Genomic DNA, 18,444 nt, shown 5'->3' with positions numbered 1-18,444 from the left:
AACCTGTTGGGCTGCCCGCTTGGTCTTAGCGTCGGCGGGCGAGAGGGTGCTAGGATACTGATCCGTTTTACTGGCGGCCACGCCTATCAGGCCTTTACGTTTGATCAGGTTGTATGGGTTTACGGCTTGGGCTTTGAGTTTGTCAGCTAAACTCTGCGTTTTCGCCGACGATGCCGTTCCAGTCCTTCGTATTAATCAACCTTTGAGGTGCCGTTGGTACCTCGACAAAATGTTGCGCGTGAACAAGCTGGATGAATCGCAGTCTGTTCTGCATCGAATTATTTATTGCCGAGGCGCCCTTTGGCGCGTCGCTACCGTGAGATAGCCGTCCTCCATGTTTGGTTCCAACGACGACAAGAAGACCCCAGCTGCGGCTGGCGAGAAGAAAAGCCTGTTCGGATGGCTGCGCAAAAAGCCGCAGGAACCCGTTGTCGAACAGCCACAACCACTTCCTGAGCCAACACCTGCGCCAGTCGTGGAAGAAGCGCCCGCGCCGGTTGCCCTGCCGATCGCCGAGCCGGTGCTGCAATCCGCGGCCGAGCCTGCGCCTGTTCCTGAAACCGTAGTCGTGGCCCCGTTGCCGCTGACGCCTGCCGCCGAGCCGTGGCTGACGTTGCCGGTGGCGGAAGAGCCGGTGGCATTGGTCGAAGATGAGCAAGCAGCTCATATCACGCCGCCGATCCCGGCCCCGACTGCGTTTGCGCCTGAGCCGGTTCAGGCGCCAGTGGTTGAGCCGGTGGTTAAACCTGTGTTCGTGGCCGAGCCTGCACCGGTTGCTCCAGAGCCTGTAGCGCCGGCATTTGTTGCTCCTGCTCCGGTTGCTCCGATTGTTCAAGCGCCAGAGCCTGCACCTGCACCTGCACCTGCACCCGTTATCGCTCCTGTCGCCACCACGCCTGCACCCGTCGAAACTCCGGTCGAGCCGGTGCGAACCGAAGAGACCAAGGCTGGTTTCTTCGCCCGTCTCAAACAAGGCTTGTCCAAGACCAGCGCCAGCATTGGCGAGGGCATGGCCAGCCTGTTCCTCGGCAAGAAAATCATCGATGACGAGTTGCTCGAAGACATCGAAACCCGTCTGCTGACCGCCGATGTCGGCGTCGAAGCGACGTCGGTGATCATTCAGCGCCTGACCCAGAAAGTCGCCCGCAAAGAGCTGGCTGATGCCGACGCGTTGTACAAGTCCTTGCAGGCTGAGCTGGCGGCGATGCTCAAGCCCGTCGAGCAGCCACTGAAAATCAACTCGCAGAACAAGCCGTTCGTGATTCTGGTGGTGGGCGTCAACGGCGCCGGCAAGACCACCACCATCGGCAAACTGGCGAAGAAGCTGCAGTTGGAAGGCAAGAAAGTCATGCTCGCCGCCGGTGATACTTTCCGCGCCGCCGCGGTCGAGCAATTGCAGGTCTGGGGTGAGCGCAACAAGATCCCGGTAATCGCCCAGCACACCGGCGCCGACTCGGCTTCGGTCATCTTCGATGCCGTGCAGGCCGCCAAGGCCCGTGGTATTGACGTGCTGATCGCCGACACCGCCGGTCGCTTGCACACCAAAGACAACCTGATGGAAGAACTGAAAAAGGTTCGCCGGGTGATCGGCAAGCTCGACACCGATGCGCCGCACGAAGTGCTGTTGGTGCTCGACGCCGGTACCGGCCAGAACGCCATTAACCAGGCCAAGCAATTCAACCAGACCGTCGAACTGACTGGCCTGGCGCTGACCAAACTCGACGGCACTGCCAAGGGTGGGGTGATTTTCGCCCTGGCCAAGCAGTTTGGCTTGCCGATTCGCTATATCGGCGTCGGCGAAGGCATCGATGATTTGCGTACTTTTGAAGCAGAACCCTTTGTCCAGGCATTGTTTGCCGAGCGGGAGCGTTCATGATTCGTTTCGAACAGGTCGGTAAACGCTACCCGAATGGTCACGTCGGCTTGCATGAGCTGAGTTTTCGAGTCCGTCGGGGCGAATTCTTGTTTGTCACCGGCCATTCCGGCGCCGGTAAAAGCACCTTGTTGCGCCTGCTGCTGGCCATGGAACGTCCGACCACCGGCAAATTGCTGCTGGCAGGGCAAGACCTGAGCACCATCAGCAATGCGCAGATTCCGTTCCTGCGTCGGCAAATCGGCGTGGTATTCCAGAATCACCAGCTGCTGTTCGATCGTACGGTGTTCAACAACGTTGCGTTGCCGTTGCAGATCCTTGGCCTGTCCAAGGCTGAAGTCGTCAAGCGCGTGGATTCGGCCCTGGAGCGCGTGGCGCTCTCGGACAAGACCGATCTCTACCCTGGCGACCTGTCCACCGGTCAGCAACAGCGCGTCGGCATCGCTCGCGCCATCGTTCACCGTCCGGCCTTGCTGCTGGCGGATGAACCGACCGGTAACCTCGATCCGCGGCTGGCGGCAGAAATCATGGGCGTGTTCGAAGACATCAACCGTTTGGGCACCAGCGTGCTGATCGCCAGTCACGACCTGGCTCTGATTGCCCGCATGCGTCATCGCATGCTCACCCTGCAGCGTGGCCGATTGATCGGCGACGGGGAGGCTGGCGTATGAGTGCAACACGTAGCCCCAAGGTTTCCGAGCGCGTGGCCCCGAAAGCCGCCGATCCGCAACCGCAGCAGCAGAAGAAAAAGCGCGACGATGACGATGGCCCGGACTTCCCTACGCTGTTCCGTGCCTGGATCGAAAGCCATCGAGCCAGTCTGCTGGACAGCTTGCGCCGCTTGGGTAAACACCCGATCGGCAGCTTTTTCACCTGCATGGTGATGGCAGTTGCCCTCAGCTTGCCGATGGGCCTGTCACTTTTGCTAAGTAACGTCGAGCGTCTCGGCGGTTCCTGGCAGCGTGCGGCGCAGATTTCCCTGTACCTGCAACTCGATGCCAGCCCTGAACAGGGCGAGTCGTTGCGCGAGCAGATCAAGGGCATACCGGGCGTGGCCGACGCCGAATACGTGGGTCGCGATCAGGCGCTGGAAGAATTCCAGCAGCAGTCCGGGCTAGGCGAAGCGCTCAAGGAACTCCCGGAAAACCCGCTGCCGGGCGTGGTCCTGGTGACCCCGAACGAGGTCGACAAGCCCGCGCTTGAAGCATTGAGACAAAAACTTTCCGAATTGCCGAAGGTACAACAGGCGCAACTTGATCTAGTCTGGGTCGAGCGTCTGGCAGCCATCCTCAAGCTGGGCGACCGATTTGTCTTCGGTCTGACCGTGCTTTTGGTTTCTGCATTACTTTTGGTGATAGGCAATACCATTCGTCTTCATATTGAAAACCGCCGCACAGAGATAGAAGTGATTAAACTCGTCGGCGGCACTGACAGCTATGTGCGCAGGCCCTTTCTGTATATGGGCGCGCTTTATGGCTTTGGTGCGGGGATTCTTTCCTGGGGTGTATTGGCGTTCGGCCTGAACTGGCTGAACGACGCGGTGGTTGGACTGGCCGGTTTGTACGGCAGTGATTTTGCGCTGGCCGGAGTGCCAGTTGCCGACGGTCTATCGCTCTTGCTTGGCGCGGTGCTGTTGGGGTATATCGGTGCATGGATTGCAGTCGCACGCCACCTGCGGGAGCTTGCGCCAAAGTAATATCATTTTGCTCGTATTGACCTTTCAGCGTTTATGGGAACTTGTCTTTTGGTTTCCGGTCAATTTTCGCAGTGCTGAACTGCACGAGTTATGTAAGTCGGAGGTTTTTTCGTATGACCAATTCTTTGCAGCCTGCATATGCTCTGGTCCCGGGTGCGAACCTGGAGGCCTATGTGCACACGGTGAACAGCATTCCATTGCTGACACCGGAGCAGGAGCGTGAACTGGCCGAGAGTCTCTATTATGAGCAGGATTTGGGGGCGGCTCGGCAGATGGTGCTCGCCCACCTGCGTTTTGTCGTACACATTGCCCGTAGCTATTCCGGCTACGGCCTGGCCCAGGCTGACCTGATCCAGGAAGGCAACGTCGGCCTGATGAAAGCGGTCAAGCGTTTCAACCCGGAAATGGGTGTACGCCTGGTGTCCTTTGCGGTGCACTGGATCAAGGCGGAAATCCACGAGTTCATCCTGCGCAACTGGCGGATCGTGAAAGTCGCGACCACCAAGGCCCAGCGCAAGCTGTTCTTCAACCTGCGCAGCCAGAAGAAACGTCTGGCCTGGCTGAACAACGAGGAAGTCCATCGCGTGGCGGAAAGCCTCGGCGTAGAGCCGCGGGAAGTGCGCGAGATGGAAAGTCGCCTGACCGGCCATGACATGGCTTTCGATCCGGCCGCTGAAGCGGACGACGACAGTGCATTCCAGTCGCCGGCCAACTACCTGGAAGACCACCGGTACGATCCGGCCCGTCAACTGGAAGACGCCGACTGGAGCGACAACTCAAACCACAACCTGCACGAAGCGCTTGAAGTGCTGGACGACCGCAGCCGCGACATCCTCTACCAGCGCTGGCTGGCAGAAGAAAAAGCTACGCTGCACGACCTGGCGCAGAAGTACAACGTGTCGGCCGAGCGTATTCGTCAGCTCGAGAAGAGCGCGATGAACAAGCTCAAGTTGTCGATCGCCGCATAACCTGCGCGCCGGCAATAAAAAACGCCCCGATCATTGATCGGGGCGTTTTTGTTGGTGCCCCGCTTGCACCGAATCCTTGTAGGAGCGAGGCTTGCCCGCGAAGGCGGTGTGTCATTCAGCAATGATGTGTCTGACACACCGCCTTCGCGGGCAAGCCTCGCTCCTACAGGGGGTCGGGTTCAGGTTCTGCGTCGAGTTACTGAGCCCAAGGTGCCCGGCGCGAATCGTTGAGCCCGAGCAGATAGCTATCCCCACCTAACTGACTCATCTGCTGGCGAATCCACCCGGCCCGTCTTGCAACGTAAGAGGTTGGATGACTGGCGCTCCACACCCGCGGGTTTGGCAGTACCGCAGCCAGCAAACTTGCCTGCTGTCGGGATATCGAGCGAGCGCCTACACCAAAGTGATGCCGAGCCGCCGCTTCGGCGCCAAACACGCCTTCATCCCACTCGACGCTGTTGAGGTACACCTCAAGAATCCGCTGTTTGGGCCAGAGCACCTCGATCAGCCCGGTAAACCAGGCCTCCAGGCCTTTGCGCAGCCAGCTGCGGCCAGACCACAGAAACAGGTTCTTCGACACTTGCTGGCTCAGAGTGCTGGCACCACGAATCGAGCCGCCGCGCTCGTTATGCGCAAACGCTGCCTGAATTGCGCCGAAATCGAAGCCCCAATGCTCGGGGAACTTCTGATCTTCACCGGCAATCACTGCGACTTTCAGGTCGTCGGAGATTTCATCCCAGGGTTTCCAGGTGCGTTGCAGATCGATGGGTTCGCCGTCGAACCAGGATTCGATCTTGCGCTCGACCATCAACGCCGTTCCCGGTGGCGGCACCACCCGAAACAGCAACACCAGCAATACGCTGCCAGCCGCGAACCAGAGCAGGGCCTTTGTGAAACGACGGAAAATTAACTGCAGCATAGAGATGGCTTGGCCGAACCCGTTGAGCCGGCCATTATACAGACCCTGTTGATCGAGTCTGACTGGAGTTCTTCATGTTGCGTGGCTTCCTGATGCTGGCTGCTTTTTTCGGCTTCACCGGTGTTGCCTTGGGCGCATTCGCCGCCCATGGCCTGAAAAGCCGCCTGAGTGCCGAGTACCTGGCGATTTTCCATACGGGCGTCACCTATCAACTGGTGCATACCCTGGCGCTGCTGGGTGTAGCGCTGCTCGCCACGCAAATTCCCGGTCGACTGATTACTTGGGCCGGCGCATCCTTTGCTATCGGCATTCTGTTGTTTTCCGGCAGCCTGTACCTGCTGACGATCACCGGCATCAGCAAGCTCGGGATCGTTACGCCCATCGGTGGCCTGGCGTTCCTGGTCGGCTGGGTTTGCCTGGGGCTTGCCGCCTGGCGGCTGTAGGAGCAGGCTTGCCCGCGAAGGCGTCGTATCAGTCACCTTCTTCGTTGACTGATACCATGCCTTCGCGGGCAAGCCTCGCTCCTACGGGATCGGGTTTCAAGACGAATGGCTTGGGTCGACTTGCCTGATCGGGCTAGAATGCCAGCCCCTAAAAATGATGGCGGCATTCGGTATGCGCATTCAATTGAACGGCGAATCCCTTGAACTGCCCGACGGTGAAACCGTTGCGGCCCTGCTGACCCGTCTGGAACTGACCGGGCGCCGGGTGGCGGTCGAGCTCAATCTGGATATCGTCCCGCGCAGCCAGCACGCAGAAACCACGCTGAACGACGGCGATTCCGTTGAAGTGGTCCATGCCATCGGCGGCGGCTAGTCGCCCGGCCCTGATGGGCACAGAATTCTGCAAGAACCTCACCCCTACAGAGGATTTCCCATGAGCATCGTTCGTAGCGACAAGCCCTTCGTCCTGGCCGGTCGTACTTACCAGTCGCGTTTGCTGGTAGGCACCGGCAAGTACCGTGACATGGAAGAAACCCGCCTGGCCATCGAGGCTTCGGGCGCCGAGATCGTCACCTTCGCCGTGCGTCGCACCAACCTCGGCCAGAACCCGGGCGAACCGAACCTGCTCGAAGTCCTGTCGCCGGAACGCTACACCTTCCTGCCTAACACCGCCGGTTGCTTCGACGCTACCGAGGCTGTGCGCACCTGCCGCCTGGCCCGTGAGCTGCTCGGCGGCCACAACCTGGTGAAGCTGGAAGTGCTGGCGGATCAGAAAACCCTGTTCCCCAACGTGATCGAAACCCTCAAGGCCGCCGAAGTGCTGGTCAAGGAAGGTTTCGACGTGATGGTTTACACCAGCGATGACCCGATCATTGCCCGTCAACTGGCGGAAATCGGCGTTATCGCGGTGATGCCGCTGGCCGGTCTGATCGGTACAGGCCTGGGAATCTGCAACCCGTACAACCTGCAGATCATCCTCGAAGAAGCCAAGATTCCTGTATTGGTGGATGCCGGTGTCGGTACTGCCTCCGACGCCACCATTGCCATGGAACTGGGCTGTGAAGCGGTGCTGATGAACTCGGCCATCGCCCATGCCCAGCAGCCGATCATGATGGCTGAAGCCATGAAACACGCCATCGTTGCGGGCCGTCTGGCCTACCTCGCCGGCCGCATGCCGAAAAAACTCTATGCCAGCGCCTCCTCGCCGCTGGATGGTCTGATCAAGTAAGAGCCATTGATGACTGAATCGAACGACACGCCTATCCAGATGGAAGAAGGCGACGAGCGCCAACACCGCCGCATCAAGAGTTTCGTGATGCGCGCCGGGCGCATGACCGAAGGCCAGCAACGTGGTCTGGACCAAGGCACCCCGCTGTTCGTACTGCCTTTGGCCGATGCGCCGGTGGACTTCGATCAGGTGTTCGGACGCTCGGCGCCGCGCTCGCTGGAAATCGGCTTCGGCATGGGCCATTCGCTGCTGGAAATGGCCGCGGCCTCGCCGGAGCAGGATTTCATTGGCGTTGAGGTTCACCGTCCGGGTGTCGGTGCGCTGCTCAATGGCGTGCTGACCCAGGGCCTGACCAACCTGCGCGTCTACGATTGCGATGCGATCGAAGTGCTCAACCGTTGCATCGCCGACAACAGCCTCGATCGCCTGATGCTGTTTTTCCCGGACCCGTGGCACAAGAGCCGTCACCACAAGCGTCGTATCGTTCAGGCGTCGTTCGCCGAGCTGGTGCGCAGCAAGTTGAAGGTCGGCGGTGTGTTGCACATGGCCACCGACTGGGAACCGTACGCCGAGTACATGCTGGAAGTGATGAACGTCGCGCCGGGCTATCGCAACCTCGCCGAAGACGGCAAATGCGTCCCGCGCCCGACCGAGCGCCCGATCACCAAGTTCGAACGCCGCGGCGAACGCCTTGGGCATGGCGTGTGGGATCTGAAGTTCGAAAAACAGTCCTAAGCCCTACGCAATACCAAATGTGGGAGCGGGCTTGCTCGCGAAGACGGTGTAACAGTCAACCGAGATGTTGAATGTTATGGCCTCTTCGCGAGCAAGCCCGCTCCCACATTTGTTTTGTGCCGGATTCAAGAAAGATGCTTGGCCGCCGAAAGCTCTACGTCCCCACTTGTAAAGGAAGACAAGGTTTGAAGTTCATCCTCGCCTGCATTCTTGTATTCAGCGCTCTGCCTTCACTGGTTTGTGCGTCGACGCTGACTATCGACGATTACTTTGAGCGTGCCCTGGACGCGGCCGACCAGATCAAGCGTAACGCGGATGAGTTGGTCAGGCTGGAAGCAAGCGGGGAGCTTGATTTCAAGAACAAGCCCGAGCAAATAGGCCGCATGGAAAGTGATCTGGCCGCTTTCAAATACAATTTGAAGATGGCGTCTGACGGCGGGCACCCTATCGCGAGTTATTTGCTGGCCAACACCTTGAGCAAGCCGGGCCCTACGGAACAACAGCGTAGAGAAACCTGCGATCTCTATGAAAAAGCCATGGATCAAGGCTTGTTGGCGGCAGCCGTTGCCTACTTCCATCGATGTGATCAGGTTTACATGAAGTCTGACCGGCGCGATGCCGGTCACTTGAAATATCTGCAGACGCTAGAGAAACTGCTTCAGCAGGCAGATATTTTTGCGGATTTTTATCCAATGCAAGCCAAGCGCGCTCTTTGTTTTCAGGACTTGCGGGCAGACATGCCAAAAGATCGAGTGATGGGGGCTTTGCAGGCGCGTACGGTCGCGTTGATGCTGACTGAAGATCAGTATCGGGCCGAGGCCAATTACATTCTGGCAATGAGTCGAGTAAATGAGAGCGGTAAGCTCGACAGTCAGAATGTTGTGTATCTGGATAAAGCCGAAGCGTTGGGCTGCCACGACTTTATTGGGATCAATACCAAAATCCGCGGCGAAGCCCAGGCTTCAAAGACTCAATAAAGCTGGCTCAGCGGCGATCGGCTACGACGCCAATCAACACCAGCACCACCAACAACACCGGTGCCAGGCTGTAGTTGTTGAACTGGCTCAGGCCTTTGATGATCCATGGCGTTGCATAGATCAGCGCCACGCCGCTGCCGACCATGCACAGCAGGGCCATCAGCGGGACGCGCAAAGCGCCGGCGATGCTGCCCAGGCGTTGGTCGACCCAACCTTTGATGTCGGCGCCAAACAGCACCAGCAGGCAGCCCACCAGCGCCAGAGAGATTTCCGACAGGTTGCTACGGCTCCAGCGGGACACGGTGGCGAGCAGGTCGAGTACCAGATCCATTCGATTTCCTTATGTCAGAAATTTTTGCAGCAAGTCATTGAGAAAGAGTTGTCCGCGCAGCGTGGCCGCCAGACGTGACGGTTCGACCTGCAACAAGCCACTTTGTTCGGCCTCGCGGCGAGCTTCGGCTAGGCTTTCCAGGGACAGCCCGGTGCGCTCCGGATACAACCGCGCTTCGACGCCCTCGGTCAGGCGCAAGGCGTTCATCAGGAACTCGAACGGTAGTTCTTCGTCGGGCAGCGCTTTCTCGCCAGCCTTGAAGCTTTTGGCCGGATTGAGGTAGTCCTTCGGCAGGCGGGTCTTCCAGGTACGGACGATGCGTCCGTCCGGATGGCTGAGCTTGCCATGGGCGCCGGCGCCGATGCCGATGAAGTCGCCGAAACTCCAGTAATTGAGGTTATGCCGCGCCGCACGACCGGGCAGGGCATAGGCCGAGACTTCGTATTGCGCGTAACCGTGCTCGGCCAACAGCGCCTGACCAGCCTCTTGAATGTCCCACAGGGTGTCGTCTTCCGGCAGCGTCGGCGGCTGGTTCCAGAACACCGTGTTCGGTTCCAGCGTCAGCTGATACCAGGACAGGTGCGTCGGCTTCAGGGCAATGGCCTGGCGCAGGTCGTTCAGGGCATCGTCCAGGGACTGATCGGGCAAACCATGCATCAGGTCCAGGTTGAAGTTATCGAAACCGGCCTGGCGCGCCATGCCGGCGGCACGCACGGCTTCATCGCCGTTGTGAATTCGCCCCAGGGCCTTGAGTTTCTCTTCCTGAAAGCTCTGGATGCCGATCGACAGGCGATTGATGCCCAGCGCCCGGTAAGCGACGAACTTTTCCTGCTCGAAGGTTCCGGGGTTGGCTTCCAGGGTGATTTCAATGTCGCTGGCAAACGGAATTCGTTGCTCGACACCCTTGAGCAGGCGACCCAGCGCCTTGGCACTGAACAGGCTCGGCGTGCCGCCACCGAAGAAGATCGAACTCAGCTCACGGCCATAGACTGCATGCAGGTCTTGATCGAGGTCGGCCAGCAGGGCGTCGACATATTCTTCTTCCGGCAGCACGGGGCTGGCGGTGTGGGAGTTGAAGTCGCAATAAGGGCATTTGCGTACACACCATGGAATGTGGATGTACAACGCCAGGGGCGGCAGCACGGGCAGGGCCGCTCGAGGCGATTGGGCGGCGCCGCCGAAGATCAGCGGCGACGCGGACGAGTCATGGGTCATTTCAGGCCCAGACGCTGGCGCAGCAGATCCATTGCACGGGCGCGGTGACTGATCTGGTTCTTGTCGCTCGGGCTCAGTTCGGCGCTGGAGCACTCGCGCTCCGGCACCCAGAACAGCGGGTCGTAGCCAAAACCGTGTTCGCCGCTGGCCTGGGTCAGGATGCGCCCATGCCACAGGCCTTCGCAGAGAATCGGCAACGGATCGTCGGCATGACGCACCAATGCCAGCACGCAGACGAATTGCGCGCCGCGCTCGGCTTCGGGCACGTCTTTCAAGACGTCGAGCAGTTTGGCGTTGTTCGCCGCATCGCCTTTACCGTCGGCGTAACGGGCCGAATAAATGCCCGGTGCACCACCGAGGAAATCCACTGCCAGCCCCGAATCGTCGGCCAATGCAGGCAGCCCGGAAATGCGCGAGGCATTGCGTGCCTTGAGAATGGCGTTCTCGACGAACGACAGGCCGGTTTCTTCAGGCTCGACGCTGCTGAACTCGCCGATCGAGCGCAAGTGCACCGATTCGCCGAGCATGGCCTGGAGTTCCTTGAGTTTGCCGGCATTGTGGCTGGCCAGTACGAGTTGGGTGAAATTCATCATTGGCCAGGGAAAAGCTCTTGTTGGAAACTGATGGTGTTGGTTTTGTCGCCGGTCTGCACTTTGATGTCAAAGGTGCGGATTTCCTGCTGATCCACCGGGAACTGGGCGATGTAGTACACCGCACCTGTTTCGGTGATCTGTTTGAACTTCAGCGGGATGCTTTGGCTGGTCAGGTCTTTGACCGTGCCGCTGACCTGAGCCGTCTGTGGTTTACCTTCCTTGAGTACCGAGACGTTGATTACGCCCTGATTCTTGCTGCGAGTCAGCTCCGCCGCTTTGGCGATCTCCGGCGTCAGGAAGGTGGAATTGAAGGTGTTGTAATGCACCGTCACGTCGCCAAAGGTTTCCTTGCGCTCGCCCTTGATAACGTCGGCGGCCATGGCGGTGACGCTCAGGCAGGCAGTAAGTAAAAACAGTGCTAGACGACCCATGATCGTTCTCCTCGAAGTGTCGTGATTCAGACCGCGACCTTGTGGTCCGGCAGACCGGGGCTGCTGACGCGGTAGATACCGATCTCACCTAACAGATTAGGCCATAGCTTACTGGCCCACCCATGCCGATGCTGTTGATCCACGGCAAGCCGATCAATGACCTTGGCTTCACGTTCGCGACACAGCGCTTCAAAGTCTTCGAAAGTGCAGAAGTGGATGTTCGGTGTGTTGTACCAGGTGTACGGCAGAAAATCCGAAACCGGCATCCGGCCCTTGCTCGCCAGGTACCAGCGGCAGCGCCAGTGACCGAAGTTGGGGAAGGTGATGATGCACTGGCGACCGACCCGCAGCATTTCGTCGAGGATCCTGTCCGGGTAGTGCACAGCTTGCAGGGCCTGAGTCATGACCACGATGTCGAAGCTGTTGCTGGCGAAGTTGCCCAAGCCCTTGTCCAGATCTTGCTCGATGACATTGATGCCCTTGGCCACGCACTCGGCAATGTTGTCCGGGTCGTTTTCCAGGCCATAGCCGGTGACCTGTTTGTGGTCACGCAGCCAGGTCAGCAACTCGCCATCACCGCAACCGAGGTCGAGCACGCGGCTGCCGGCGGGGATCCATTCCTGGATGATTTCCAGATCGGCTCTCATGTCTTCCTCAAAGCGCTATACGGTTCATGTAATTGCTGAAGGCCTGCAAATAACGCGGGATCGGGATCAGGAAGGCATCGTGGCCTTGCGGAGCGTCGATCTCCAGGTAGCAGACGTCTTTCCTGGCCGCCATCAGCGCGTCCACCAGTTCCCGCGAGCGGGCAGGGGAGAAGCGCCAATCGGTGGTGAAAGACATCACGCAGAACCTGGCCTGGGCATTGGCGAAGGTTTTCGCCAGGTCATTGTCGAAGTTCGCCGCCGGGTCGAAGTAGTCCAGTGCCTTGGTCATCAGCAGGTAGGTGTTAGCGTCGAAACGTCCGGAAAACTCTTCGCCCTGATAGCGCAGGTAGCTTTCGACCTGGAACTCGACGCTGTGGAAGTCGTAGTTGAGCTTTTCGCTCTTCAGGCCGCGACCGAATTTCTCGCCCATGGAGTCGTCGGACAGGTACGTGATGTGCCCGACCATCCGCGCCAGCATCAGCCCGCGCTTGGGAATCACGCCCGCTTCCTGGAACGAGCCGCCGTGGAACTCCGGGTCGGTGAGGATCGCCTGACGTGCGACTTCGTTGAACGCAATGTTCTGCGCCGACAGTTTTGGTGCCGAGGCGATCGCCAGGCAGTGCCGCACGCGGTCCGGGTAGGTGATGGTCCACTGCAAGGCCTGCATGCCGCCGAGGCTGCCGCCAATCACCGCCGCCCATTGATGGATGCCGAGCAAATCAGCCAGACGCGCCTGGCTGTGGACCCAGTCTTCCACAGTCAGGACCGGGAAGTCGGCGCCGAATGGCTTGCCGGTTTCCGGATTGACACTGCTGGGGCCGGTGGAACCATTGCACCCGCCGAGATTATTCAGGCTGACCACGAAGAACTTGTTGGTGTCGATCGGCTTGCCGGGGCCGATGCAGCTGTCCCACCAACCGGGTTTGCGGTCGTCGGGGCTGTGGAAGCCGGCAGCGTGATGGTGACCGGACAAGGCGTGGCAGATCAGCACGGCGTTGCTCGCCGTAGCGTTCAGCGTGCCGTAGGTTTCGTAGATCAGGTCATAAGCGGGCAACGAACGTCCGCAGGCCAAGGCCAGGGGTTCACTGAAGTGCGCCACTTGCGGCGTCACCAGACCAACAGAATCGGGGGGGAAGGCAGCTGGCATCGACCCTGCTCTCATTGAAATGAGGCGTAAGTCTAAAGACCGCTGTGGCTAGCGGCAAGCAAAGGCCGGGCCTGATTTCATTCAGTTGGACCGAGGTGCGCCATTCGCGAGCAAGCCCGCTCCCACAGGGGAACGCATTCCATTGTGGGAGCGGGCTTGCTCGCGAATGCAGCGCCTCGGTGGATCAGGTCTGTCGCACCAGATCCGGCAAATCCGGCAGCTTCTTCGGCGAACAAATCCGCACCCGTTTCTGCCGGTTCAGCTCTCCGCTGATCAAACTCACCTGACTCTTGGAAACCCCGAACGCCTTGGCCAGAAACGCCATCAGGTACGCATTGGCCTTGCCTTCAACCGGCGGTGCGGTCAGGCGGATCTTCAGGCGATCGCCATGCAGCCCGCAGAAATCATCGCTGCGGGCCGCCGGTTGCAGGTGACATTCCAGAATCAGGTCATCACCGTCCCAGCGAAAATAGCTCATCAGATCAGGCCGAGCAGCCCTTGCGGCATGAGGGCATAGTACGCAAGTCGCGGGATCAGCCAGCTTTGCAGTAACTGGATCGCGATAAACGCGAAGATCGGCGAGATGTCGAGGCCGCCCAGGTTCGGAATGATACGGCGGAACGGGGCGAGTACCGGTTCGGTGATCTGCTGTACCAGCTCTGCGCCCGGATTGTGGCTCCCAGGGGCGACCCAGGACAGGATCACGCTGATAATCATCGCGTAGAACAGAACACTCAGAAACAGCGAGAAGACTGCGATCAGTGCCCAAGGCACCAAAAGCAGCAAGTCGACCTCGAAGCCTTTGAGCAGCAGGATGACCGCTATCAGCACCATCTGCACGATCAGCGCCAGTACCAGTGACGACATGTCCAGCCCGAACATACTCGGGATGACCCGGCGCAGGGGCTTGAGCAGCGGTTGAGTGGCTTTCACGATGAACTGGCAGAGCGGGTTGTAAAAATTCGCCCGAACCAATTGCAGGATGAAGCGCATCAGCACGATCAGCAGGTACAGGCTGCCCAAGGTTTTGATGATGAAAATGGCAGCGTCATTGAGTCCGAGCATCATTGATTCCTTTGTAAGAGCTGATTAGCGACCCAGTTGTTCGGCCATCTCGGCCGAGCGGTGCGCAGCGGCGCCGAGTGCTTTTTCCACCAGGGCTTCGAAACCACCGGCCTGGAACGACTTGATCGCCGCTTCGGTGGTGCCCGCAGGTGACGTCACGCGACGACGCAGTTCAGCCGCGTCGACATCGCTTGCGACTGCCATGTGTGCAGCACCCAAAGCAGTTTGCACGGTCAGTTGTGCGGCGATGTCCGCTGGCAGGCCGAGCTTCACGCCCGCGGCGGTCATGGCTTCGATCAGCAGGAAGAAATATGCAGGACCCGAGCCGGAAACGGCGGTAACCGCGTCCAGTTGCTGTTCTTCGTTCAGCCACAGGGCAATGCCAACCGCCGACAGCAATTCTTCAGCTTGCTGGCGTTGCTCGGCGCTCACTTCGCTGGTGGCGAACAAACCGCTTACGCCCTGACGCAGCAGCGCCGGGGTGTTGGGCATGCAGCGCACGATGGGCTGGGCGCCAAGCCAGTTGTTCATGCTGGCGCAGGTGATGCCGGCCGCAATAGAGACCACCAGTTGATTCGGCGCAAGGCTTGGGCGAATGGCTTCGCACACGGCTTTCATCGCCTGGGGTTTGACCGCCAGCACGATCACGTCCACGCCCTGAATGGCTTCGGCGTTGTCGGCGAACACTTCGATGCCGTGTTCGGCACTCACGCGGGCACGGGTTTGTTCACCCGGATCACTGGCGCGGATTTGCGCGGCGTCCAGACCTTTGGCGCGCAGGCCGCCGATCAGGCTGGCGGCCATGTTGCCGGCTCCGATAAAGGCAATACGAGTCTTGCTCATGTCAGGTCCTTATAAAGAGAGGTGTCAGCCATTGTTTCAAGACTGGCCGTAGTCGCGGGCACCAAACAGGGCCGTTCCGATACGGACCCAAGTGGCGCCCATGGCAATGGCCGACTCGAGGTCGTGGCTCATGCCCATGGAAAGTGTGTCGAGTGGCAGGTTCAGGCTGGCTTGCAGGCTCTGTACGGCAGCAAAAGCCGCGTCCTGGGCGGCGCGATCTTCAGTCGGCTCGGGAATCGCCATCAAACCGCGCAATTTCAAGCGCGGCAGCGCGCTGATGGCATTGGCCAGGGCGGGCAGGTCGGCCGGGGTGCAGCCGGACTTGCTGGCTTCACCACTGACGTTGACCTGGATGCAGATGTTCAAGGGAGGCAAATCGGCGGGACGTTGTTCGGACAGCCGTTGTGCGATTTTCAAGCGATCCACGGAATGCACCCAGTCGAAATGCTCGGCGATAGCGCGAGTCTTATTCGATTGAATGGGGCCGATGAAGTGCCAGATCAAGGGCAGGTCGGCCAATTCGAGCTGTTTGCCCAAGGCTTCCTGCAGGTAGTTTTCGCCAAAGTCGCGGATCCCGGCGGCGTAGGCTTCACGCAGGGCTTCGGCGGGCTTGGTCTTGCTCACGGCCAGCAGCTGGATGCTGATCTCATCGCGGTGGGCGGCTTTGGCTGCTGCCTGGATGCGTGAACTAACCTGAAGAATGTTGTCTGCTATCGTGGACATCAAGAGGCGCCAGCGGTCTGAAGGTTCGCGGCATTCTACTGGAATTGAGGAGCGCTATGGATATCACTGAGCTGCTGGCTTTCAGCGCCAAACAAGGCGCGTCTGACCTGCACCTGTCCGCCGGCCTGCCACCGATGATCCGTGTCGACGGCGATGTGCGACGCATCAACCTGCCGGCTCTGGATCACAAGGAAGTGCATGAGCTGATCTACGACATCATGAACGACCTCCAGCGGGTGGACTTCGAGAAGCATCTTGAAACCGACTTTTCCTTCGAAGTGCCCGGCGTGGCGCGTTTTCGGGTCAATGCCTTCAACCAGAATCGGGGTGCGGGCGCGGTATTCCGGACCATTCCGTCCAAGGTGCTGAGCATGGACGATCTGGGGATGGGGGAAGTGTTTCGCAAGATTACCGAAGCCCCCCGGGGCCTGGTGCTGGTGACCGGCCCGACCGGTTCGGGCAAGTCCACCACATTGGCGGCGATGATCGATTACCTGAACAACCATCGCCATCACCACATCCTCACCATCGAAGACCCGATCGAGTTCGTCCATGAATCGCGCAAATGCCTGATCAATCAGCGCGAAGTCCATCGCGATACCCGCAGCTTCGCCACGGCGCTGCGCTCGGCCCTGCGCGAAGACCCGGACGTGATTCTGGTGGGGGAGATGCGTGATCTGGAGACTATTCGGCTGGCATTGACTGCCGCCGAGACCGGTCACCTGGTATTCGGCACGCTGCACACCACGTCGGCGGCGAAAACCATCGACCGGGTGGTGGACGTGTTTCCGGGCGACGAGAAATCGATGGTGCGCTCGATGCTCTCCGAGTCATTGCTGGCGGTGGTTTCGCAGACATTGATCAAGAAAATCGGCGGCGGGCGAGTTGCCGCCCACGAAATCATGCTTGGCACTTCGGCGATCCGTAACCTGATCCGCGAAGACAAGGTGGCGCAGATGTATTCGTCGATTCAGACCGGAGGGTCGCTGGGGATGCAGACGCTGGATATGTGCCTGAAGGAGTTGGTGACCAAGGGCGTGATCAGTCGCGAGCATGCGCGGGAGAAGGCGCGGTCGCCGGATAATTTTTAAGGGGAGTTGTAGCGCTTTCACAGACGCCTTCGCGAGCAAGCCCGCTCCCACATTGGAACGCATTCTAAATGTGGGAGCGGCGGTGCGACGATTCGACTTGCTCGCGAAGAGGCCATCATGTTCAAAGCAGATTTCGGGTCTGCTCCGGGCGCTCAAATCAGCGCTGAACAACCCGCAATGCGTTCTGTTCTTTCGGCAGAACCCGCTTGGCAACCACGTAGTGGCTTTCCCAATACGGTTTCTTCAGGGTGTCGATGCTGACCGACTTGCCACGGCGGGGTGCGTGGATGAAGCGGTCGTTGCCCAGGTAGATGGCAACATGATTGACCCGACGGCTCTTGATGTTGAAGAAAATCAGGTCGCCTGGCTTCAGATCATTGCGATCGACCTTCTCGCCATGACCGCTGGCCATGGCGTTGGAGGTACGAGGCAGGTCAAACGTAGCGTCGTTGAACGCGTATTTCACCAGACCGCTGCAATCGAACCCTTTACTTGGGCTGCTGCCACCCCAACGATAAGGTGTACCGAGCACGTTTACCGCGCGGCTCAACACGTTGCTGCTTTCCTTGCTGGCCATCGGCGGGACCAGCTTGCTGTTTACGCTGCTCAGTTGGCTGGAGCGTTTTACTGTTTGTTTGTTTTTGCTCGAAGGAGCAGAAACGTGGGATTTTGGGGTGTAACCATTAACGCTAGGAAGACGTTGCTCACGATTGGTGGCGTGGGCGGCCAGGGGCAATAATAGGCAAATGGTTAGCCATGTCTTGAAAAATGGACGCATTAGGCAAGGCTCATATGGGTGAACGCGCAACTTTATAACAGCTTTTTTGGCCCTTCCGAGGCCGTTGGTCGATTCAAACGGCGGGCCGCGGAACTAAAAATCGGCAAAGTTGACGTGGGTTGTCTGACAAAAGTCAGGTATTACAAGGCTTTGGCAGGAATGAAGTTAGCATTTGCCGTATGTCGGCCGCCTGTAAAAAAGTCACAAAGAATTCAAGAATATTTCTCTATCGTGTGAGTCGAGGTCATCCATGAACACCTATCAACACCCCGTTTCAGAGCAAGACACACACAGCAAAGTGATTGGTTACCTGTTGTGGATTTTCGGTTTTACCGGGGCTCACCGCTTCTATTACGGCAAGCCGGTGACCGGGACAATCTGGTTTTTTACCTTCGGCTTGCTGGGTATCGGCTGGTTGATCGACCTGTTTCTGATCCCCTCCATGGACCGTGAAGCTGACCTGCGCTTTACCGCTGGCCCCATCGAATACAACGTTGCGTGGATTCTGCTGACGTTTCTGGGGGTATTCGGTGTGCACCGGATGTATCAGGGGAAATGGATCAGCGGGTTGCTGTATCTGGTGACAGGAGGGTTGTTCTTTCTGGGGGTGTTGTATGACTTCTGGACGTTGAATGACCAGGTGTCGATTCGCAATGCGCAGAACAGAGGCGCCTTCCAGTAAGCCTTCGCGAGCAAGCCCGCTCCCACATGTGTTTTCGGTCGTACACAAATTCTGTGTTC

23 protein-coding genes are annotated in these 18,444 nt (G+C 59.0%); 11 read left to right on the top strand and 12 right to left on the bottom strand.

What is annotated here, in order from left to right:
• Window positions 1-334: 334 nt before the first annotated feature.
• From ftsY to rpoH, 4 genes are all read left to right on the top strand, one after another.
• Window positions 335-1,876 carry a signal recognition particle-docking protein FtsY gene (ftsY, locus tag KW837_RS09090; protein ID WP_192344920.1) on the top strand — a complete coding sequence of 514 codons (1,542 nt, stop codon included), beginning with the start codon at window positions 335-337 and terminating at the stop codon, window positions 1,874-1,876.
• The gene (gene ftsE / locus KW837_RS09085; RefSeq protein WP_018928694.1) at window positions 1,873-2,544 is read left to right on the top strand and encodes a cell division ATP-binding protein FtsE; all 672 of its coding nucleotides are present in this window, start codon (window positions 1,873-1,875) and stop codon (window positions 2,542-2,544) included. Before ftsY ends, ftsE begins: the two co-directional genes overlap by 4 nt.
• Window positions 2,541-3,569: a permease-like cell division protein FtsX gene (gene ftsX, locus KW837_RS09080; protein WP_218395309.1), complete on the top strand. Its 1,029-nt coding sequence runs from the start codon at window positions 2,541-2,543 to the stop codon at window positions 3,567-3,569. Before ftsE ends, ftsX begins: the two co-directional genes overlap by 4 nt.
• A gap of 113 nt (window positions 3,570-3,682) precedes the next feature.
• A complete protein-coding gene (gene rpoH / locus KW837_RS09075) occupies window positions 3,683-4,537 on the top strand; it encodes an RNA polymerase sigma factor RpoH (RefSeq protein ID WP_007897890.1) in 855 nt (284 codons plus the stop codon).
• Between the two features lie 196 nt (window positions 4,538-4,733).
• Here the strand turns inward: rpoH and mtgA are convergent, their stop codons facing one another.
• Window positions 4,734-5,456 (bottom strand): monofunctional biosynthetic peptidoglycan transglycosylase, encoded by a 723-nt coding sequence (gene mtgA, locus KW837_RS09070; protein ID WP_218395308.1) that lies wholly within the window; start codon window positions 5,454-5,456, stop codon window positions 4,734-4,736.
• Between the two features lie 74 nt (window positions 5,457-5,530).
• On the opposite strand from mtgA, the gene KW837_RS09065 reads away from it, so the two are divergent.
• From KW837_RS09065 to KW837_RS09045, 5 genes are all read left to right on the top strand, one after another.
• Window positions 5,531-5,899 (top strand): DUF423 domain-containing protein, encoded by a 369-nt coding sequence (locus KW837_RS09065; RefSeq protein ID WP_218395307.1) that lies wholly within the window; start codon window positions 5,531-5,533, stop codon window positions 5,897-5,899.
• Window positions 5,900-6,071: 172 nt separating this feature from the next.
• Complete coding sequence (thiS, locus tag KW837_RS09060) at window positions 6,072-6,272, top strand: sulfur carrier protein ThiS (protein WP_007897898.1); 201 nt, start codon at window positions 6,072-6,074, stop codon at window positions 6,270-6,272.
• 60 nt (window positions 6,273-6,332) lie between these two features.
• Window positions 6,333-7,127: a thiazole synthase gene (locus KW837_RS09055; RefSeq protein ID WP_218395306.1), complete on the top strand. Its 795-nt coding sequence runs from the start codon at window positions 6,333-6,335 to the stop codon at window positions 7,125-7,127.
• 9 nt (window positions 7,128-7,136) lie between these two features.
• Window positions 7,137-7,862, top strand: a complete 726-nt coding sequence (trmB, locus tag KW837_RS09050) for a tRNA (guanosine(46)-N7)-methyltransferase TrmB (protein WP_123500253.1) — start codon at window positions 7,137-7,139, stop codon at window positions 7,860-7,862.
• 185 nt (window positions 7,863-8,047) lie between these two features.
• Window positions 8,048-8,839, top strand: a complete 792-nt coding sequence (locus KW837_RS09045) for a hypothetical protein (protein WP_218395305.1) — start codon at window positions 8,048-8,050, stop codon at window positions 8,837-8,839.
• Between the two features lie 7 nt (window positions 8,840-8,846).
• Here the strand turns inward: KW837_RS09045 and KW837_RS09040 are convergent, their stop codons facing one another.
• From KW837_RS09040 to KW837_RS08995, 10 genes are all read right to left on the bottom strand, one after another.
• Window positions 8,847-9,170 (bottom strand): DUF3392 domain-containing protein, encoded by a 324-nt coding sequence (locus KW837_RS09040; RefSeq protein WP_007897907.1) that lies wholly within the window; start codon window positions 9,168-9,170, stop codon window positions 8,847-8,849.
• 9 nt (window positions 9,171-9,179) lie between these two features.
• Complete coding sequence (gene hemW / locus KW837_RS09035) at window positions 9,180-10,385, bottom strand: radical SAM family heme chaperone HemW (protein ID WP_256348631.1); 1,206 nt, start codon at window positions 10,383-10,385, stop codon at window positions 9,180-9,182.
• Window positions 10,382-10,978 (bottom strand): RdgB/HAM1 family non-canonical purine NTP pyrophosphatase, encoded by a 597-nt coding sequence (gene rdgB, locus KW837_RS09030; RefSeq protein ID WP_123500249.1) that lies wholly within the window; start codon window positions 10,976-10,978, stop codon window positions 10,382-10,384. The genes hemW and rdgB overlap by 4 nt, the downstream gene beginning before the upstream one ends.
• Window positions 10,975-11,409 carry a DUF4426 domain-containing protein gene (locus tag KW837_RS09025; protein WP_063342254.1) on the bottom strand — a complete coding sequence of 145 codons (435 nt, stop codon included), beginning with the start codon at window positions 11,407-11,409 and terminating at the stop codon, window positions 10,975-10,977. Before KW837_RS09025 ends, rdgB begins: the two co-directional genes overlap by 4 nt.
• Before the next feature lie 26 nt (window positions 11,410-11,435).
• Complete coding sequence (gene metW, locus KW837_RS09020; protein ID WP_218395304.1) at window positions 11,436-12,056, bottom strand: methionine biosynthesis protein MetW; 621 nt, start codon at window positions 12,054-12,056, stop codon at window positions 11,436-11,438.
• Window positions 12,057-12,063: 7 nt separating this feature from the next.
• Entirely contained in the window at window positions 12,064-13,203 is a 1,140-nt protein-coding gene (locus tag KW837_RS09015; protein ID WP_218395303.1) for a homoserine O-acetyltransferase, read from the bottom strand.
• Between the two features lie 184 nt (window positions 13,204-13,387).
• Window positions 13,388-13,681: a DUF167 domain-containing protein gene (locus tag KW837_RS09010; RefSeq protein WP_008068114.1), complete on the bottom strand. Its 294-nt coding sequence runs from the start codon at window positions 13,679-13,681 to the stop codon at window positions 13,388-13,390.
• Window positions 13,681-14,268 carry a YggT family protein gene (locus tag KW837_RS09005; protein ID WP_218395302.1) on the bottom strand — a complete coding sequence of 196 codons (588 nt, stop codon included), beginning with the start codon at window positions 14,266-14,268 and terminating at the stop codon, window positions 13,681-13,683. The genes KW837_RS09010 and KW837_RS09005 overlap by 1 nt, the downstream gene beginning before the upstream one ends.
• 24 nt (window positions 14,269-14,292) lie before the next feature.
• A complete protein-coding gene (proC, locus tag KW837_RS09000; protein ID WP_218395301.1) occupies window positions 14,293-15,111 on the bottom strand; it encodes a pyrroline-5-carboxylate reductase in 819 nt (272 codons plus the stop codon).
• 36 nt (window positions 15,112-15,147) lie between these two features.
• The gene (locus tag KW837_RS08995; RefSeq protein ID WP_218395300.1) at window positions 15,148-15,834 is read right to left on the bottom strand and encodes a YggS family pyridoxal phosphate-dependent enzyme; all 687 of its coding nucleotides are present in this window, start codon (window positions 15,832-15,834) and stop codon (window positions 15,148-15,150) included.
• Between the two features lie 56 nt (window positions 15,835-15,890).
• Here KW837_RS08995 and KW837_RS08990 point away from each other — a divergent pair, with 56 nt between their 5' ends.
• The gene (locus KW837_RS08990) at window positions 15,891-16,925 is read left to right on the top strand and encodes a type IV pilus twitching motility protein PilT (protein WP_123500239.1); all 1,035 of its coding nucleotides are present in this window, start codon (window positions 15,891-15,893) and stop codon (window positions 16,923-16,925) included.
• Window positions 16,926-17,082: 157 nt separating this feature from the next.
• Here KW837_RS08990 and KW837_RS08985 read toward each other — a convergent pair whose 3' ends face one another.
• The gene (locus KW837_RS08985) at window positions 17,083-17,703 is read right to left on the bottom strand and encodes a C40 family peptidase (RefSeq protein WP_218395299.1); all 621 of its coding nucleotides are present in this window, start codon (window positions 17,701-17,703) and stop codon (window positions 17,083-17,085) included.
• Window positions 17,704-17,953: 250 nt separating this feature from the next.
• On the opposite strand from KW837_RS08985, the gene KW837_RS08980 reads away from it, so the two are divergent.
• Window positions 17,954-18,385 carry a TM2 domain-containing protein gene (locus KW837_RS08980; protein ID WP_192344910.1) on the top strand — a complete coding sequence of 144 codons (432 nt, stop codon included), beginning with the start codon at window positions 17,954-17,956 and terminating at the stop codon, window positions 18,383-18,385.
• Window positions 18,386-18,444 lie beyond the last annotated feature (59 nt).

Origin of the sequence: Pseudomonas sp. PDM24, assembly GCF_019218905.1 — a bacterium.
Lineage (GTDB): Bacteria > Pseudomonadota > Gammaproteobacteria > Pseudomonadales > Pseudomonadaceae > Aquipseudomonas.
The sequence above is the reverse complement of the archived record's forward strand: the minus strand, read 5'-3'. Positions and strand labels throughout refer to the sequence as shown.